Raw genomic sequence first — 12406 nt, 5'->3', positions numbered from 1 at the left:
ATCGTACTGGGCGACGCTCGCGGTATTGCCCGAGTTCTGTGGCTGCTGGCCCGCATAGTGGGTGCCCGCATTGCCATTGGGGTTGAATGCCGAACCTGGTGCCGACGCGGCATTGCCCGGCGTGTTCGGTGCCGACGCGCTACCGCAGGACTGTTTGGGCTGACCGGTCATGGCCGGACCACGCACCGTGCTAGGGGTTACGGTGGTCGGGGTCTGATGCGTTCGCGTTCCGTTCGTCGGCATGCTGTGGACGCCTGCGCCTGCCACGGCGAGCGAAAGCGCGCCGGTTGCTGCCAGCAGGCAGGTTGAAACGATGATTGTGCTTGAGCTTTTCATGGCCTGATTCCTCTCGAAGCGATTGCGTGTGATCGGCGCTGTTGCGCGCATCGGTGCGCGCTGCCTACACACTTGTGGATCACCCAGAGTCGGAGACCGGTTCAATCCGATCCCGCGCAATGCGATTTGCGTTCAGCGACGGGACGTCTATCTGAACGCCTGCGATGCAGTTCGCGGCTCGTCTTGACTGTAACGAGTGTTCCATGTAACGATCGTTACATGAGCGATCGCAAAAGCCAGCTGATTGACCGCACCATCGACTACCTCCTCGAGAACGGGCTTGCCGGCCTGTCGCTGCGCCCGCTGGCGGCCGGGATAGGGACGAGTGCACGCCTGCTGATCTTCCACTTCGGCTCGAAGGAAGGGCTGGTCGAGGAGGTGCTCACCGAAGTCCAGGAGCGCATGCGCAATTCGCTCGCGGCCATCGCTTCGTCCAGGTCGTCCGTTCCGGGCGAGACGCCGATGAAGCGCTGCTGGCGCTGGGCTAGTGACAAGCGCAACTTGCCTTATCTTCGCCTCCTGTACGAGGCGCACTTCATTGCCGTTCGCACACCCGGAACCTACGAGCGCTATCTGAACCAGTCCTCGTTGAACTGGATCGAGTTCATCGCCTCGCGTTTGCCGGAATCGATCAGCAGTGCAGCCACGGCGACGCTGTGTGGAGCCGTCTTCGACGGCCTGATCATCGAGTTGCTGAGCACGGGAGACTTGCGCCGTACGACACGCGCGCTCGACGACTTCATCGCGCTGCTCCAGCGTGAGCACGAGGCGCGGACACGCGCCGCGCGCCTGGAAGAGCGCGCGCGCAAGACCAGGAGCAGGACATGAATGCTCGATCCGCGCTGCAAGACCTCGATCGGGGAAACGAGACGGTTTCGAAGCCCGTGCTCACGAGCATCCTCGGCCTCGTGCTCACGCTCGGTATCGGCAGCCTGCCATTTCCGGCTTGGGACAACGAGCTCAAGAACGTGGCGCACATGCTCGGCAACGAGGCGATTTACTGGACACTCGTTGCCGCGACGCTGGCCTATGTCGTGCTCGTCGAGAAGTGCGCGCTGTCCTCGATAGGTTTTCGCCGGCCCGCGGTGCGTGATTTGTTCCTGGGCCTGGCGTTCGCCATTGCGATCATCGTGGGACTGGCGGCGCTTTACCTGTTCGTGTTGCCTGCGCTGAATCTCGGCGAACAGCAGGCGGTCGCTGCGCTGACTGCCGCGCCCGCATGGTGGCTGGCGATTTCCGTCGTGCGTGCGGGAGTGTCGGAGGAGGTGTTGTTTCGCGGCTATCCGATCGAGCGCCTGCAATCGCTGACCGGCAGCCGAAGCATTGCGGCATTGCTGCCGCTCGCGCTGTTCGCGCTGGCGCACGTCGGCTCGTGGGGTTGGGCGCATCTCATCGTCGCCGCATTCGGCGGAGCCATGCTCACCTGGCTCTATTTCTGGAAACGCAATCTCTGGGTGAACATCGTGGCGCACGTGCTGGTGGATGGTGTTGCAATGCTCTCCGCGTGATCGCCCGTTTCGGGGCGCGGACGACAGACCGATTTCCTCGGCGAGGGCAGTTGCACGTCTAGAGTCTCGGGCGGCGAAATGCCGGCCCTTTCCCGGCCGCAATGCGTCACCGAGCACATTGCGGCACGACTGACATCCGACCATGAGGTGCTGCATGCTGCGTACTCTGCTGATGTTTTTGTCCGCGTTCGTCCTGTCTTCGCCCGCGCTGGCCGGCAAGGCGCCGTCCTACACCTACACGCGCGTCGGCAACTCCGCCGACGTTGCGCCCGCCACCACATCCGGCACGGTGCTGATGGGCGGCGGCACGGATGTCGACCAGGCCTTCCAGTGGCTGTGCAGCCTCGGCGGCAACGGCGATTTCCTCATCATCCGCGCCACCGGCACCGATGCCTACAATCCGTATGTGCAGGCGCTGTGCCCGAACACGAATTCCGTCGCCACGCTGATCATCCCGGATGCGGCGTCGGCCAACCTTGCCCCGGTCGCGACGATCATCAGTCATGCGGAAGTGATCTGGATCGCCGGCGGCGACCAGTCCAACTACATCAATTTCTGGAAAGGTACCGCCGTGCAATCCGCGCTCAACGCGCGCATCGCCCAGGGCGTGCCGGTGGGCGGCACCAGCGCCGGGCTCAATGTGCTCACGCAGTTCGTCTACACCGCGCAGGGCAGCCAAGGCGCGACCAGCAGCCAGGCCCTGGCCGATCCGTTCAACCGCTACATGACTTTCGATCGTGACTTCGCCACGATCTCCACGCTGCAAGGCGTCATCGGTGATCCGCACTTCGCGGTGCGCGATCGCATGGGACGCGACGTCGCCTTCCTCTGCCGCGTGGCCGCCAATGGTTGGAGCACTGCCCCGCGCGGCATCGCCGTCGACGAAATGACCGCATTGCTCGTTGCCGGCAACGGCGGCGCGAGCGCGGTCGGCACCGGTCACGTCTATTTCCTGCAAGCACCGGGGCTGCCGCAGGTATGCGCGGCCAAGCAGCCACTGACCTACCGCGGCATCGGCGTCACCCGCATTGCCGCCGGCGACAGCTTCAATCTCGGCACCTGGACCGCGGTGGGCGGAACGGTTTACTCGGTGACTGCAGAGGCCGGAGTGCTGAGTTCCACGCAGCCTGGCGGGTCGGCGTACTGAAACGGAATTTGCGGAAATGAGCAAGGGGAAAAGGGGTGGACTACACCCCTTTTTTTGCCGTGGTTTTGCTCGCGAGCGCGGCCTGCTGGCGAATGAGAGGCCGACGATCGAAGTTGCTGCTTCCTGCTGCATCGACCAACCCAAAATTGACAAAGCGCGGATCGAAAAAAATATACAAAGCAGCATCGTTTCCCAAGCAAACGTGGAGTTGTGTGACGACATTCATGCCGGCTTTGCTTGCTTCGATTTGTGATCGAAGGGCGCATGGAAATTCAGGGTGTGAATGAACCTCCATCCGCGACGACGGCATTCATAGACATCCAAGAACAAACGTGTCTTTCGAAAAAGGATGCCGCACTGACGTCCTGAGCATCAGAATTCGCACGGCATGAATCGGGATTTTCCGGCGGCCATTGCGGAGGACACTTCAGTACGCAAGGCGATCGCGCTCGAGTCACGACGCGACAAGACCCTTCTTCGATAAGAAAGCAACAACCCTCCTCAGTTAGGAGACTGGTATGGCTACCGCGCGTACCACGGGCATTCTATTGGCCTTCAATTGCAGTCGCAGTGTTGCAAACCTCGCGCTCCATTTCGTAGCTTTGGTCTGGCTGGCTCTGCATTTTTCCGCCGCGCATGCCGTTCCGGCATTTGCCCGACAGACACACCAGCCGTGCGTGGCCTGCCATATTGGCGCGTTTGGTCCTCAGCTGACTCCTTTCGGGCGGCAGTTCAAACTCCAGGGATATACGCTCGAAACAGGTGACGATCGCAAGATCCCGCTGTCGATGATGTTGGTCGAGACGTTTACTCATACGCAGAAAGCGCAAGCCGAATCGCCCGGCAGTGGCTTCAACAGGAATGACAATGTCGAACTGGAGCAGGCTTCCGCATTCCTGGCCGGACGCATCAGCGACCACCTTGGGATATTTGCGCAGGCCACCTATTCCGGGAACGGTGGAAAGGTGGGATGGGACAACGTCGAACTCCGGTATGCGCGTTCGAACCAGATCGGCTCGCATGCAGTGGTTTGGGGAATATCGCTCAACAACAATCCCGGAGTGAGTGACGTATACAACACCATCCCTGCGTGGCAGTACCCGTATATGTCTCCCGATCTTGCACCTTCCGCGCCGGCCACGCCGGTTCTTTTCGGTGCCGTGGCAGGTCAGGTCATCGGGGCCAGCGCTTATGCGCAACTGGATGACGCATGGTATGCGGAAGCCGGAGGATACCGTTCGCTCTCGCCGGCCTTCCTCCGGACGGTCAACACGGATTTCTCGGGACGCGTGACAGGCGTCGCCCCTTATGCGCGAATTGCATACACGAGGAATGTGTCAAACGGCAATTTCGAGATTGGAGGGGTCATCTTCAAGATGCGCCGAGGACTTGTCGGCACCAACACGGCAGGCGATTCGGAGTCGCTGCCCGGACCTGCCGATCGCTTCGAGGACATCGGAGTGGATGCGAGTTATCAACACATCGGCAACGGCGATCATATCGTGACGGTCAAAGCTCTCTACGTGCACGAGCAAGAGCGCCTAGATGCCTCCTTCGCAGCAGGTTCAGCCGAGCGGCTTCACGGCTCGCTGCGATCCCTCAATCTCGACGCGAGCTATTGGTACAAGAACACGTGGGGTGTGACGCTCGGCGGCTTCGCAAACAACGGCAGTCGCGATGCGTTGCTTTATCCCGTTACCGGTCGGCCGACCACCAATGGGGGTATCGCCGAATTCAATTGGAATCCATTCGGCAAGACCGATTCTTGGGCGAAACCGTTTGCCAATTTGAGGCTTGGGGTTCAGTACACTTTTTATACGCGCTTTGCCGGCGCGGTCCGCAGCATCGATGGCAACAACCGGAGAGCCACCGACAACAATACTCTTTTCGTCTACGCGTGGACCGCACTATGAGTGGAGGCTCGTTGCGCTGCTTCGAAGCCGGTGCAGTGCACGCCGAGCAGGTGGCAGAAGACGGAAGCGGGTTCGCTCGTTTCTGTCGCCCGTCAGCGGACGCGGGTGAAGTAGAAGGTTCGCATTACCGGAACGTTGTCGAAGTTCACGGACGTCTCGATCATGCTCTTGCCATCCGCGGCGACGGTATAGATGCGCGTCGAAGCGGGCATCTCACCTTTGCCGAGCCCCATGACCAGGACGTTGGGCGCGGGCACCTTGATCGCGCCGGTATCGGCCTCGATCGTGCTGCCCTGGCCCGGTGCGGCGGTGCCATCGAGGGCGTAGGTTCCGTAGGCGTTGATCTTCGATCCGCCGGCATCGACGATGTCGACGTTGACCTTCCACTTCGCGCCGCCCGCATCGGCGAACGTGATCGTGACACTCTTTGGTCGCGCCTCCTGCGGCATCGGCAGGCGCGAGACATCGACGGCCCAACTGCCGAGCAGGGGAGAAGGCACGGACGCTTTTGCACTGGACGATTCCGCGAGAGCAGGCGCACTCTGCATCGCGCCCGTGGCAAGAAGGATGGCGAAGAACGTTTTCAAATCGGCCTCCGGTGATTGAACGAGCGGCGCAGCAAGACTCCGTTGCGGTGCGCAGCAGGACGCGGACAAGAGTACACTTTCTTCATGCCCACCCCTAAGGATGTCCCGAAGGTGCGGACCGATGCGGTTGCGAAGCCGCAGATCGACCTTGCGACGATTCCCGAGGACGCGCTGCTCTCGCTGCGCCTGTGCGAGTTGCCGCTGCGCATCGAGGGAACGTGGCTCGAGGCGCGCATCGCGCAGCTCTATCGCGAGCTCGAGGCGCGAAATATCCCGTTCAAGCCGCGCTGCTACCTCGCTGACGAATGGCTGACGCCGGAAGGCGAGCCGGTGATCGGCATTCCATTTTATCTCGCGCATCCGCGCCTGATCGAACTGCAGCGCAAGATGATGCTCGAGGCCGAAGGCGACACCGACGAGGCGTGCATGAAGCTGCTGCGCCACGAATGCGGTCATGCGCTCAGCTACGCTTACGACCTCAACCGCAAGCGCAGCTGGCAGCGCGTGTTCGGGCATTCGTCCGAGGAATACGGCGACACCTATCGCTTTCGTCCGTACAGCAAGAGCTACGTGCGCCATCTCGACTACTACTACGCGCAGTATCACCCGGACGAGGATTTCGTCGAGACGTTCGCGGTCTGGCTGACGCCGGGCCTGGACTGGCGCAGGAAATACGCGGGCTGGAAGGCGCTGGACAAGCTGCTGTTCGTCGACAAGCTGATGGCCGGCATCGCCGGCAAGCCACCGCTGCGCGCGAGCGGCAAGCAGTTGTGGAAGGTATCGGCGATCCGCAGCACGCTCGACCGCTACTACAAAAAACGCCGCCAGGCCGAGGCCGAGGATTTCCCCGAATTCCACGACGACAACCTGCGCCGCCTGTTTGCCGAGGGCAAGGCGCAGGGCGAGACGCGGCAGGCAGTGGCCAAGCTGCTGCAGGCGCAGCGCAAGCCACTGTTGGTCGAGGTGTCGAACTGGACCGGTGAGCGGCGCTATATGGTCAACAAGGTCTACAAGGCCGTGCTCCAGCGCAGCCGCGCATTGCGCCTGGTCACCGACGAGGTCGACACGGTGGCGGTGTTGAAGCTCGCCACCTATCTGACGACGTTGATGATGAATTATCGCTACACGACGCGGTTGCGAGGAAAACTCTGAGCATGGCCACGCGCGTACTGATGGTCTTCGATCTGCCGTATTCGGTGCCGCCGGACTACGACTTCGCCGCGGAATTCGCCGACCCCGACGGCAGCTACACCGAGAACGACGTGTATCAGGCGCTGCTCGAATCCGGCTACGAAGTGCGGCGCCTCAGTCTGTTCGACGACATGCGGCCCTTGCTCGACACGGTGCGCGACTTCAAGCCCGACGTGATCTTCAATCTCTGCGAGACGTACAACAACGCCACCCACTGGGACAAGAACGTCATCGCGGCGATGGAACTGCTCGACGTGCCGGTCACCGGCGCGAGTTCGAGCGCGGTGTTCCTGTGCAACGACAAGGGCCTGTGCAAGAAGATCCTGCGCTTCCATCGCGTGCGCACACCGCGCTTCCACACCTTCTATCGCGGCCACAAGGTGTGGCTGCCGAAGCGATTGAAGCTACCGTGCATCATCAAGCCGCTGACCGAGGAAGCTTCGCGCGGCATTTCACAGGCGTCGATCGTCGACGACGAGGCCGGTTTTCTCGCGCGCATCAAGATGATCCAGGAACGCATGGAGCTCGATGCGATCGCCGAGGAGTACATCGATGGGCGCGAGCTCTATGTCAGCGTGATCGGCGACCGCGCGCTGCGCACGCTGCCCGCGCGCGAGATGACCTTCGGCGACATGGCCGAGGACGAGCCGCGCATCGCCACCTACAAGGCCAAATGGGACGAGAAATACCGCAAGCGCTGGGGCATCAGCAACCACGACGCGAGGCCGATCGAAGCGGACCTGCAGAAACGCATCGATGAGGTATGCAAGCTGGCCTATCGCGCGCTCAATCTGCGCAGCTATGCGCGCTTCGACCTGCGCGTGACCGCGGGCGGCAACGTCTACGTGATCGAACCGAACGCCAACCCTTGCATCGCGAAGGACGACGAGCTCGCGCAATCGGCGCTCAAGGCCGGCATTGCCTACCCGAGCCTGATCCGCAAGCTGGTCAATCAGGCGCTGCGCCGGGCCGGCAAGCAATAGGCCGCCGACGGAAACAGCGCGCTGACGCAGTCAGCGCGCAAATGAACCCGGCACCAGTTCCTTCTTCGTGCCGGCAATGTTTTCCAGGCCCCAATCGGCCAGCGCGCGCAGTACGCGGCCAAGCTGCCTTCCCGAATCGGTCAACGCATAGGCGTAGCGCACGGGGCGCTCCTGATAGGCTGAGCGCGTGACGATGCCGAATTGTTCCAGGCGCTTGAGCCGATCGGCGAGGATGTTGGTCGGGATCCCCTCCGGCGACTCCAGGAATTGCCCATAGGTCGTCTTGCCCGCGAGCATGTCGCGCACGAGCAGCAGCGACCATTTGTCGCCGATGCGGTCGAGCGTGTTCGCCACCGCGCAGGGCGATCGGCGCGGCAGTTGCGGTTTTGTTGCGCTGGCTGTCTTCTTCATGGTCGACACTTGCAAAGTGCAAGTGATGAATGTTAGCTTGTCGACTAGAAACTTGCAAAATGCAAGTAACTAGGAGAAGTGTCATGCCTGCATCCGTTTCACAAACCGCGACATTGCCCGCAACCAGCCCGGGGCCGATGATCGGAAACACCATCAAGGCGGCGCTGGCCGTATGGCTCGGTATCGTGCTGATTCTCGGTGCGAGCGGAGCCTACCTCGGCGCGCCCGGGCAGCCGCCATTGCCGGTGTTCGCCGGCGCGGTCGTTCCGCTGCTCGTGTTCGCCATCGCGTTGCGCCTGTTGCCGGCGTTCCGTGAGTTCCTGCTCGCTTTGGACCTGCGCCTTATCGTCGGCATACAGGCCTGGCGCTGGGCCGGTTTCGGATTCGTCGCGCTGTACGCGAATCACGTGCTGCCGGGGCTGTTCGCCTGGCCCGCGGGGCTTGGCGACATGGCGATCGGCGTCGTCGCGCCGTGGTGGATCGTCGCGCTGAGCAAGAACCCGGATGTGGCAGCGAGCTCAAGATTCAGGCTCTGGAACGCGCTCGGCATCCTCGATTTCGTCGTCGCCTTCACCACGGCGACCATCTGCGCGATGACCATCACCACCGACACGCCGCCGACGATCGCGCCGATGGGGCAGTTGCCGCTCGTGCTGATTCCGGCGTTCATGGTGCCGCTGTTCGTGATGCTGCACGTCGTCGCGTTGCTGCAGGCGAAGCGGGCGAGGGCGTGACAAGCCTAAGCCGTTGCAGCCGCCTCCTCCGGCGGCGGCTGCAGCGTCACCGCCAGTTTTTCGAGCGTGGCGATTTCGTCGTCGAGCGCGTCGTGCAATTCGCTCTGGCGCGTCATCAGCGTCTCGATCGGCGCGGCCTGCTTGAGCTTCTTCAATTCGCCGTCGAACAGCAGCCACTGCGTCGTCAGGGTTTCGACGTTGTTCTTCGCGTAGTGGCGCATCTCCTTGAGCTGCGCCAGAACGTCGTTGACCTGCTCGAACGGAGTCTTCGTATCCGCAGACATGGCAACCTCCTCATGTTCGCTTGCCGTTTAGGATAGGCGCGCGAAGCTGGCTGGCAGCGAAACGGCGGGAAGCCGGGATGCGGTTCATTTCTCAAAACGCTGGAACGGTTGTTTTTCCGCTTGCCCGCCGCGCTTGAGCGCTCCCGCGCGAAATGGGACGATCACCGCATGGCCAACATCCCCGCCGAATCGGTTCACCTGCGCGATCTCGCGCGCCTGCGCCGCGTGCGCGATCGCATCGATCGCGAGTACGCACAGCCGCTGAACGTCGAGGCGCTCGCGCGCGGAGTGCACATGTCGGGCGGGCACCTCAGCCGCCAGTTCAAGCTCGCGTTCGGCGAATCGCCGTACAGCTACCTGATGACGCGGCGCGTCGAGCGCGCGATGGCGCTGCTGCGGCGTGGCGATCTCAGCGTCACCGAAGTCTGTTTCACGGTCGGCTGCGCGTCGCTCGGCACGTTCAGCACGCGCTTTACCGAACTGGTCGGCGTGTCGCCGAGCGTCTATCGGCAGGAGGCGGCACAGGCGACGGCGGGGATGCCGTCTTGTGTCGCAAGACAGGTCACCCGGCCGGTCCGGACGCAACTGATCAGGAATGAAGAAGCGCCCGCACCCGAGCCGGACGTAGCATGACGGCTCGTTTCCCGCAGTGAGCACGAGCACCATGAGCATCAGCATTTATTCGAGTTTCCTCCCGCACAACGACCCGGACGCCTCGCTGGCGTTCTACCGCGACACCCTTGGCTTCGAGGTGCGCAACGACGTCGGCTACAACGGCATGCGCTGGATCACCGTCGGCCCGGCCGACCAGCCCGGCACGTCCATCGTCCTGTTTCCGCCGGCCGCGAGCCCCGGCGTCACCGACGAGGAGAAGCGCACCATCGCCGAAATGATGGCCAAGGGCACCTACGCGATCATGCTGCTGGCGACGCCGAACCTCGACGCGACGTTCGAGCGCATCCAGGCCAGCGGCGCCGAAATCGTCGAGGAGCCGACGATGCAGCCGTATGGCGTGCGCGACTGCGCCGTGCGCGATCCCGCCGGCAACCTGCTGCGCGTGCAGGAACGTGGCTGAGATTTTTCAACCGAACCCATCCGAATCGAGACGAGGAATTTTCATGAGCCAGGCTGTAAAGAAAAGCGCGGGCAAGTCGGTCAAGAGCACCGCGGCAACGAGCAAGAAATCCGCAGGATTCAGCGCCGAGGAACGCGCCGCAATGAAAGAGCGCGCGCAGGAGTTGAAAGCCGAAGCGCGCATGAGCAAGAGTCGTGAGGAGGGCGAGCGCGCCATCCTCGCGGCGATCGCCAAGATGAAGGAGCCCGATCGCGCGATGGCCAAGCGCCTGCACGCCCTCGTCACGGCGGCCGCGCCGGCGCTCATGCCGAAGACCTGGTATGGCATGCCTGCGTACACCAAGGACGAAAAAGTCGTCTGCTTCTTCAAGGACGCGGGCAAGTTCGGCGATCGATACGCCACGTTCGGCTTCAACGACAAGGCCGCCCTCGATGACGGCGCGATGTGGCCGACCTCTTACGCGCTGAAGGAATTGACCGCAGCCGGAGAGGCGAAGCTCAGCGTATTGGTGAAGAAAGCCGCGGGCTGATCGCAGCGCCTGCGCCTTCTCGAACCGAGATTTGCAGAATGCGCAAACATTCGTTTGTCGTCTTCGAGCGAACGGGCCTGTTTTCTACGGCACGAAGCTGAGGAACAGGTAGGCCGCGAACATCACCAGATGGACCATGCCCGGCAGCATCGTCGTGCGCCCGGTGCGCAGCGAGATCGAGACGACGAACAGCGACAGCACGAGCAGCACGGTCGATTTCATGTCGATGCCGAGCGCGAGCGGCCAGCCCATGATCAGCGACAGCACGGCCACGGTCGGCACGGTCAGGCCGATGCTCGCGATCGCCGAGCCGATCGCGAGATTGAGGCTGGTCTGCAGGCGATTGGCATGCGCAGCGCGGATCGCGGCGACGCTCTCCGGCAGCAGCACGATCGCGGCGATGAGGATGCCGACCGTTGCGGCAGGCGCCCCAGCGGCCTCCAGCGCGGCTTCGATCGAAGGCGAAATGCCCTTCGCGCTGAGCACCACGGCGACGAGGGCGACGAGCAGCAAACCGAGGCTGGCAAGCGTTTCTGCATTCGTCGGCTGCGTCGCATGCTCGTCCGCATCGTCGCCTTCGCCTTCCTTCGGCAGAAAATAGTCGCGATGGCGGATGGTCTGGAACACGGTGAACGCGGCGAACAGCACCAGTGTCGCGGCGGCGACGAACAGCAACTGACTGCTGGTGTATGCGGGGCCGGGTGCGCTCGTGGAATAGTTCGGCAGGATCAGCGTGAACACCACGATCACCGTCAGCGTACCTAGCGCGGCATTGATACCCTCGAGCTTGAAGCCCTGCACGCGATGGCGGCCGCCACCGACGAGCAGGCTGGCGCCGATCAGGCCGTTGAGGATGATCATGACCGCGGCGAACACGGTGTCGCGCGCGAGGCCGGAGGTCGCTTCGCCGCCGGACAGCATCATCGACATGATCAGCGCGACCTCGATCACCGTGACCGCGAGCGCGAGCACCAGCGTGCCGAACGGTTCGCCGACGCGATGCGCGATCACTTCCGCGTGGTGCACCGATGCGATCACGCTGCCGACCAGCCCGAGCACGAGCAGCGCGAGGATGCCGGGCATGCCCGGCAGCGCCCAGGACAGCGCGAGAATGACGATGCCCAAGGGAGGCACGACCAGCGTCCACAGCGGATTGTGTCGAATCGGTTGGCTCATGCGTGCGGTCGCCCGGGGTGAGTTTTTCGAAAAACGGATCGTTGCGAAGTGTACTCTGGAGCCGGTTTCAGGTTGTCGATTTTCGGTCGAGTCGGATCGGAGGGAATACATGAGCAAGCGTTTCGAAGTCGGAGACCATGTGCGCTGGAACTCCGAGGCCGGGCACGTCAGCGGCACGATCATCCGCATCCACACGCGCGATGTGGACTACAAGGGTTACATCCACCACGCCAGCGCGAGCGAGCCGCAGTACGAGATCAAGAGCGACAAGACCGATCACGTCGCCATGCACAAGGGCAAGGCGCTGCGGCGGCTCAAGAGCTGAGCGGCGCAAGCGGGCCGACGAGGCATCCATGGCTCATCCCTTCTTCACGATCGGCCACGCCACACGTTCGATCGAGGAATTCGTTGAGCTCTTGCGCGGCAGCGCGGTCACCTTCGTGGCCGATGTTCGCACCGTGCCCCGCTCGCGCACCAACCCGCAATACAATCGCGAGACCTTGCCGCAAACGCTCGCTGCCGTTTCGATCGG

General features: G+C 62.8%; 18 protein-coding genes. 13 read left to right on the top strand and 5 right to left on the bottom strand.

The window, feature by feature from the left end:
- On the bottom strand, positions 1–336 hold a 336-nt coding region (locus VF497_RS04460; protein WP_330886437.1), incomplete at its 3' end, for a hypothetical protein.
- Between the two features lie 219 nt (positions 337–555).
- Between VF497_RS04460 and VF497_RS04455 the strand changes: the two genes are divergently transcribed.
- The 5 genes from VF497_RS04455 (at position 556) to VF497_RS04435 (ending at position 4904) form a co-directional block, all read left to right on the top strand.
- Positions 556–1164, top strand: coding sequence for a TetR/AcrR family transcriptional regulator (locus VF497_RS04455; protein WP_330886436.1), 609 nt, complete (start codon positions 556–558; stop codon positions 1162–1164).
- The gene (locus tag VF497_RS04450) at positions 1161–1844 is read left to right on the top strand and encodes a type II CAAX endopeptidase family protein (RefSeq protein WP_330886435.1); all 684 of its coding nucleotides are present in this window, start codon (positions 1161–1163) and stop codon (positions 1842–1844) included. Before VF497_RS04455 ends, VF497_RS04450 begins: the two co-directional genes overlap by 4 nt.
- A gap of 154 nt (positions 1845–1998) precedes the next feature.
- Positions 1999–2991, top strand: a complete 993-nt coding sequence (locus VF497_RS04445) for a cyanophycinase (RefSeq protein WP_330886434.1) — start codon at positions 1999–2001, stop codon at positions 2989–2991.
- Between the two features lie 16 nt (positions 2992–3007).
- The gene (locus VF497_RS04440; protein ID WP_330886433.1) at positions 3008–3244 is read left to right on the top strand and encodes a hypothetical protein; all 237 of its coding nucleotides are present in this window, start codon (positions 3008–3010) and stop codon (positions 3242–3244) included.
- 265 nt (positions 3245–3509) lie between these two features.
- The gene (locus VF497_RS04435) at positions 3510–4904 is read left to right on the top strand and encodes a cytochrome C (protein WP_330886432.1); all 1395 of its coding nucleotides are present in this window, start codon (positions 3510–3512) and stop codon (positions 4902–4904) included.
- 92 nt (positions 4905–4996) lie between these two features.
- Here the strand turns inward: VF497_RS04435 and VF497_RS04430 are convergent, their stop codons facing one another.
- A complete protein-coding gene (locus tag VF497_RS04430; protein WP_330886431.1) occupies positions 4997–5404 on the bottom strand; it encodes a hypothetical protein in 408 nt (135 codons plus the stop codon).
- A gap of 171 nt (positions 5405–5575) precedes the next feature.
- On the opposite strand from VF497_RS04430, the gene VF497_RS04425 reads away from it, so the two are divergent.
- Together VF497_RS04425 and VF497_RS04420 are read left to right on the top strand one after the other, a co-directional pair.
- Positions 5576–6643: a hypothetical protein gene (locus VF497_RS04425; RefSeq protein WP_330886430.1), complete on the top strand. Its 1068-nt coding sequence runs from the start codon at positions 5576–5578 to the stop codon at positions 6641–6643.
- Between the two features lie 2 nt (positions 6644–6645).
- Positions 6646–7665, top strand: a complete 1020-nt coding sequence (locus tag VF497_RS04420; protein WP_330886429.1) for a D-alanine--D-alanine ligase family protein — start codon at positions 6646–6648, stop codon at positions 7663–7665.
- Positions 7666–7695: 30 nt separating this feature from the next.
- Here VF497_RS04420 and VF497_RS04415 read toward each other — a convergent pair whose 3' ends face one another.
- Positions 7696–8076: a helix-turn-helix domain-containing protein gene (locus VF497_RS04415; RefSeq protein WP_330886428.1), complete on the bottom strand. Its 381-nt coding sequence runs from the start codon at positions 8074–8076 to the stop codon at positions 7696–7698.
- Between the two features lie 83 nt (positions 8077–8159).
- Between VF497_RS04415 and VF497_RS04410 the strand changes: the two genes are divergently transcribed.
- Entirely contained in the window at positions 8160–8810 is a 651-nt protein-coding gene (locus VF497_RS04410) for a hypothetical protein (RefSeq protein ID WP_330886427.1), read from the top strand.
- 5 nt (positions 8811–8815) lie between these two features.
- On the opposite strand, the gene VF497_RS04405 is transcribed toward VF497_RS04410, so the two are convergent.
- The gene (locus VF497_RS04405; protein WP_330886426.1) at positions 8816–9094 is read right to left on the bottom strand and encodes a hypothetical protein; all 279 of its coding nucleotides are present in this window, start codon (positions 9092–9094) and stop codon (positions 8816–8818) included.
- A gap of 168 nt (positions 9095–9262) precedes the next feature.
- Here VF497_RS04405 and VF497_RS04400 point away from each other — a divergent pair, with 168 nt between their 5' ends.
- Genes VF497_RS04400 through VF497_RS04390 form a run of 3 tightly spaced genes read left to right on the top strand, consistent with a single transcriptional unit; the run spans position 9263 to position 10698 of the window.
- The gene (locus VF497_RS04400; RefSeq protein WP_330886425.1) at positions 9263–9727 is read left to right on the top strand and encodes a helix-turn-helix transcriptional regulator; all 465 of its coding nucleotides are present in this window, start codon (positions 9263–9265) and stop codon (positions 9725–9727) included.
- A gap of 31 nt (positions 9728–9758) precedes the next feature.
- Positions 9759–10169: a VOC family protein gene (locus VF497_RS04395; protein ID WP_330886424.1), complete on the top strand. Its 411-nt coding sequence runs from the start codon at positions 9759–9761 to the stop codon at positions 10167–10169.
- Positions 10170–10212: 43 nt separating this feature from the next.
- Complete coding sequence (locus tag VF497_RS04390) at positions 10213–10698, top strand: hypothetical protein (protein ID WP_330886423.1); 486 nt, start codon at positions 10213–10215, stop codon at positions 10696–10698.
- An 84-nt stretch (positions 10699–10782) separates the two neighbouring features.
- On the opposite strand, the gene VF497_RS04385 is transcribed toward VF497_RS04390, so the two are convergent.
- The gene (locus tag VF497_RS04385; RefSeq protein WP_330886422.1) at positions 10783–11874 is read right to left on the bottom strand and encodes an ionic transporter y4hA; all 1092 of its coding nucleotides are present in this window, start codon (positions 11872–11874) and stop codon (positions 10783–10785) included.
- 109 nt (positions 11875–11983) lie between these two features.
- Here VF497_RS04385 and VF497_RS04380 point away from each other — a divergent pair, with 109 nt between their 5' ends.
- Together VF497_RS04380 and VF497_RS18495 are read left to right on the top strand one after the other, a co-directional pair.
- A complete protein-coding gene (locus VF497_RS04380; RefSeq protein WP_330886421.1) occupies positions 11984–12199 on the top strand; it encodes a DUF2945 domain-containing protein in 216 nt (71 codons plus the stop codon).
- 28 nt (positions 12200–12227) lie between these two features.
- A partial coding sequence (locus VF497_RS18495) for a DUF488 family protein (protein WP_414706840.1) occupies positions 12228–12406 on the top strand: 179 nt, incomplete at its 3' end.

Origin of the sequence: Rudaea sp., assembly GCF_036383415.1 — a bacterium.
Lineage (GTDB): Bacteria > Pseudomonadota > Gammaproteobacteria > Xanthomonadales > Rhodanobacteraceae > Rudaea.
Note: the sequence above shows the minus strand (reverse complement) of the source record. Positions and strands in the feature narration are given on the sequence as shown.

Coding starts and splice junctions, on each gene's coding strand:
- VF497_RS04455 (WP_330886436.1), top strand. CDS start 556: ATGAGCGATCGCAAAAGCCAGCTGATTGACCGCACCATCGACTACCTC.
- VF497_RS04450 (WP_330886435.1), top strand. CDS start 1,161: ATGAATGCTCGATCCGCGCTGCAAGACCTCGATCGGGGAAACGAGACG.
- VF497_RS04445 (WP_330886434.1), top strand. CDS start 1,999: ATGCTGCGTACTCTGCTGATGTTTTTGTCCGCGTTCGTCCTGTCTTCG.
- VF497_RS04440 (WP_330886433.1), top strand. CDS start 3,008: ATGAGCAAGGGGAAAAGGGGTGGACTACACCCCTTTTTTTGCCGTGGT.
- VF497_RS04435 (WP_330886432.1), top strand. CDS start 3,510: ATGGCTACCGCGCGTACCACGGGCATTCTATTGGCCTTCAATTGCAGT.
- VF497_RS04425 (WP_330886430.1), top strand. CDS start 5,576: ATGCCCACCCCTAAGGATGTCCCGAAGGTGCGGACCGATGCGGTTGCG.
- VF497_RS04420 (WP_330886429.1), top strand. CDS start 6,646: ATGGCCACGCGCGTACTGATGGTCTTCGATCTGCCGTATTCGGTGCCG.
- VF497_RS04415 (WP_330886428.1), bottom strand. CDS start 8,076: ATGAAGAAGACAGCCAGCGCAACAAAACCGCAACTGCCGCGCCGATCG.
- VF497_RS04410 (WP_330886427.1), top strand. CDS start 8,160: ATGCCTGCATCCGTTTCACAAACCGCGACATTGCCCGCAACCAGCCCG.
- VF497_RS04405 (WP_330886426.1), bottom strand. CDS start 9,094: ATGTCTGCGGATACGAAGACTCCGTTCGAGCAGGTCAACGACGTTCTG.
- VF497_RS04400 (WP_330886425.1), top strand. CDS start 9,263: ATGGCCAACATCCCCGCCGAATCGGTTCACCTGCGCGATCTCGCGCGC.
- VF497_RS04395 (WP_330886424.1), top strand. CDS start 9,759: ATGAGCATCAGCATTTATTCGAGTTTCCTCCCGCACAACGACCCGGAC.
- VF497_RS04390 (WP_330886423.1), top strand. CDS start 10,213: ATGAGCCAGGCTGTAAAGAAAAGCGCGGGCAAGTCGGTCAAGAGCACC.
- VF497_RS04385 (WP_330886422.1), bottom strand. CDS start 11,874: ATGAGCCAACCGATTCGACACAATCCGCTGTGGACGCTGGTCGTGCCT.
- VF497_RS04380 (WP_330886421.1), top strand. CDS start 11,984: ATGAGCAAGCGTTTCGAAGTCGGAGACCATGTGCGCTGGAACTCCGAG.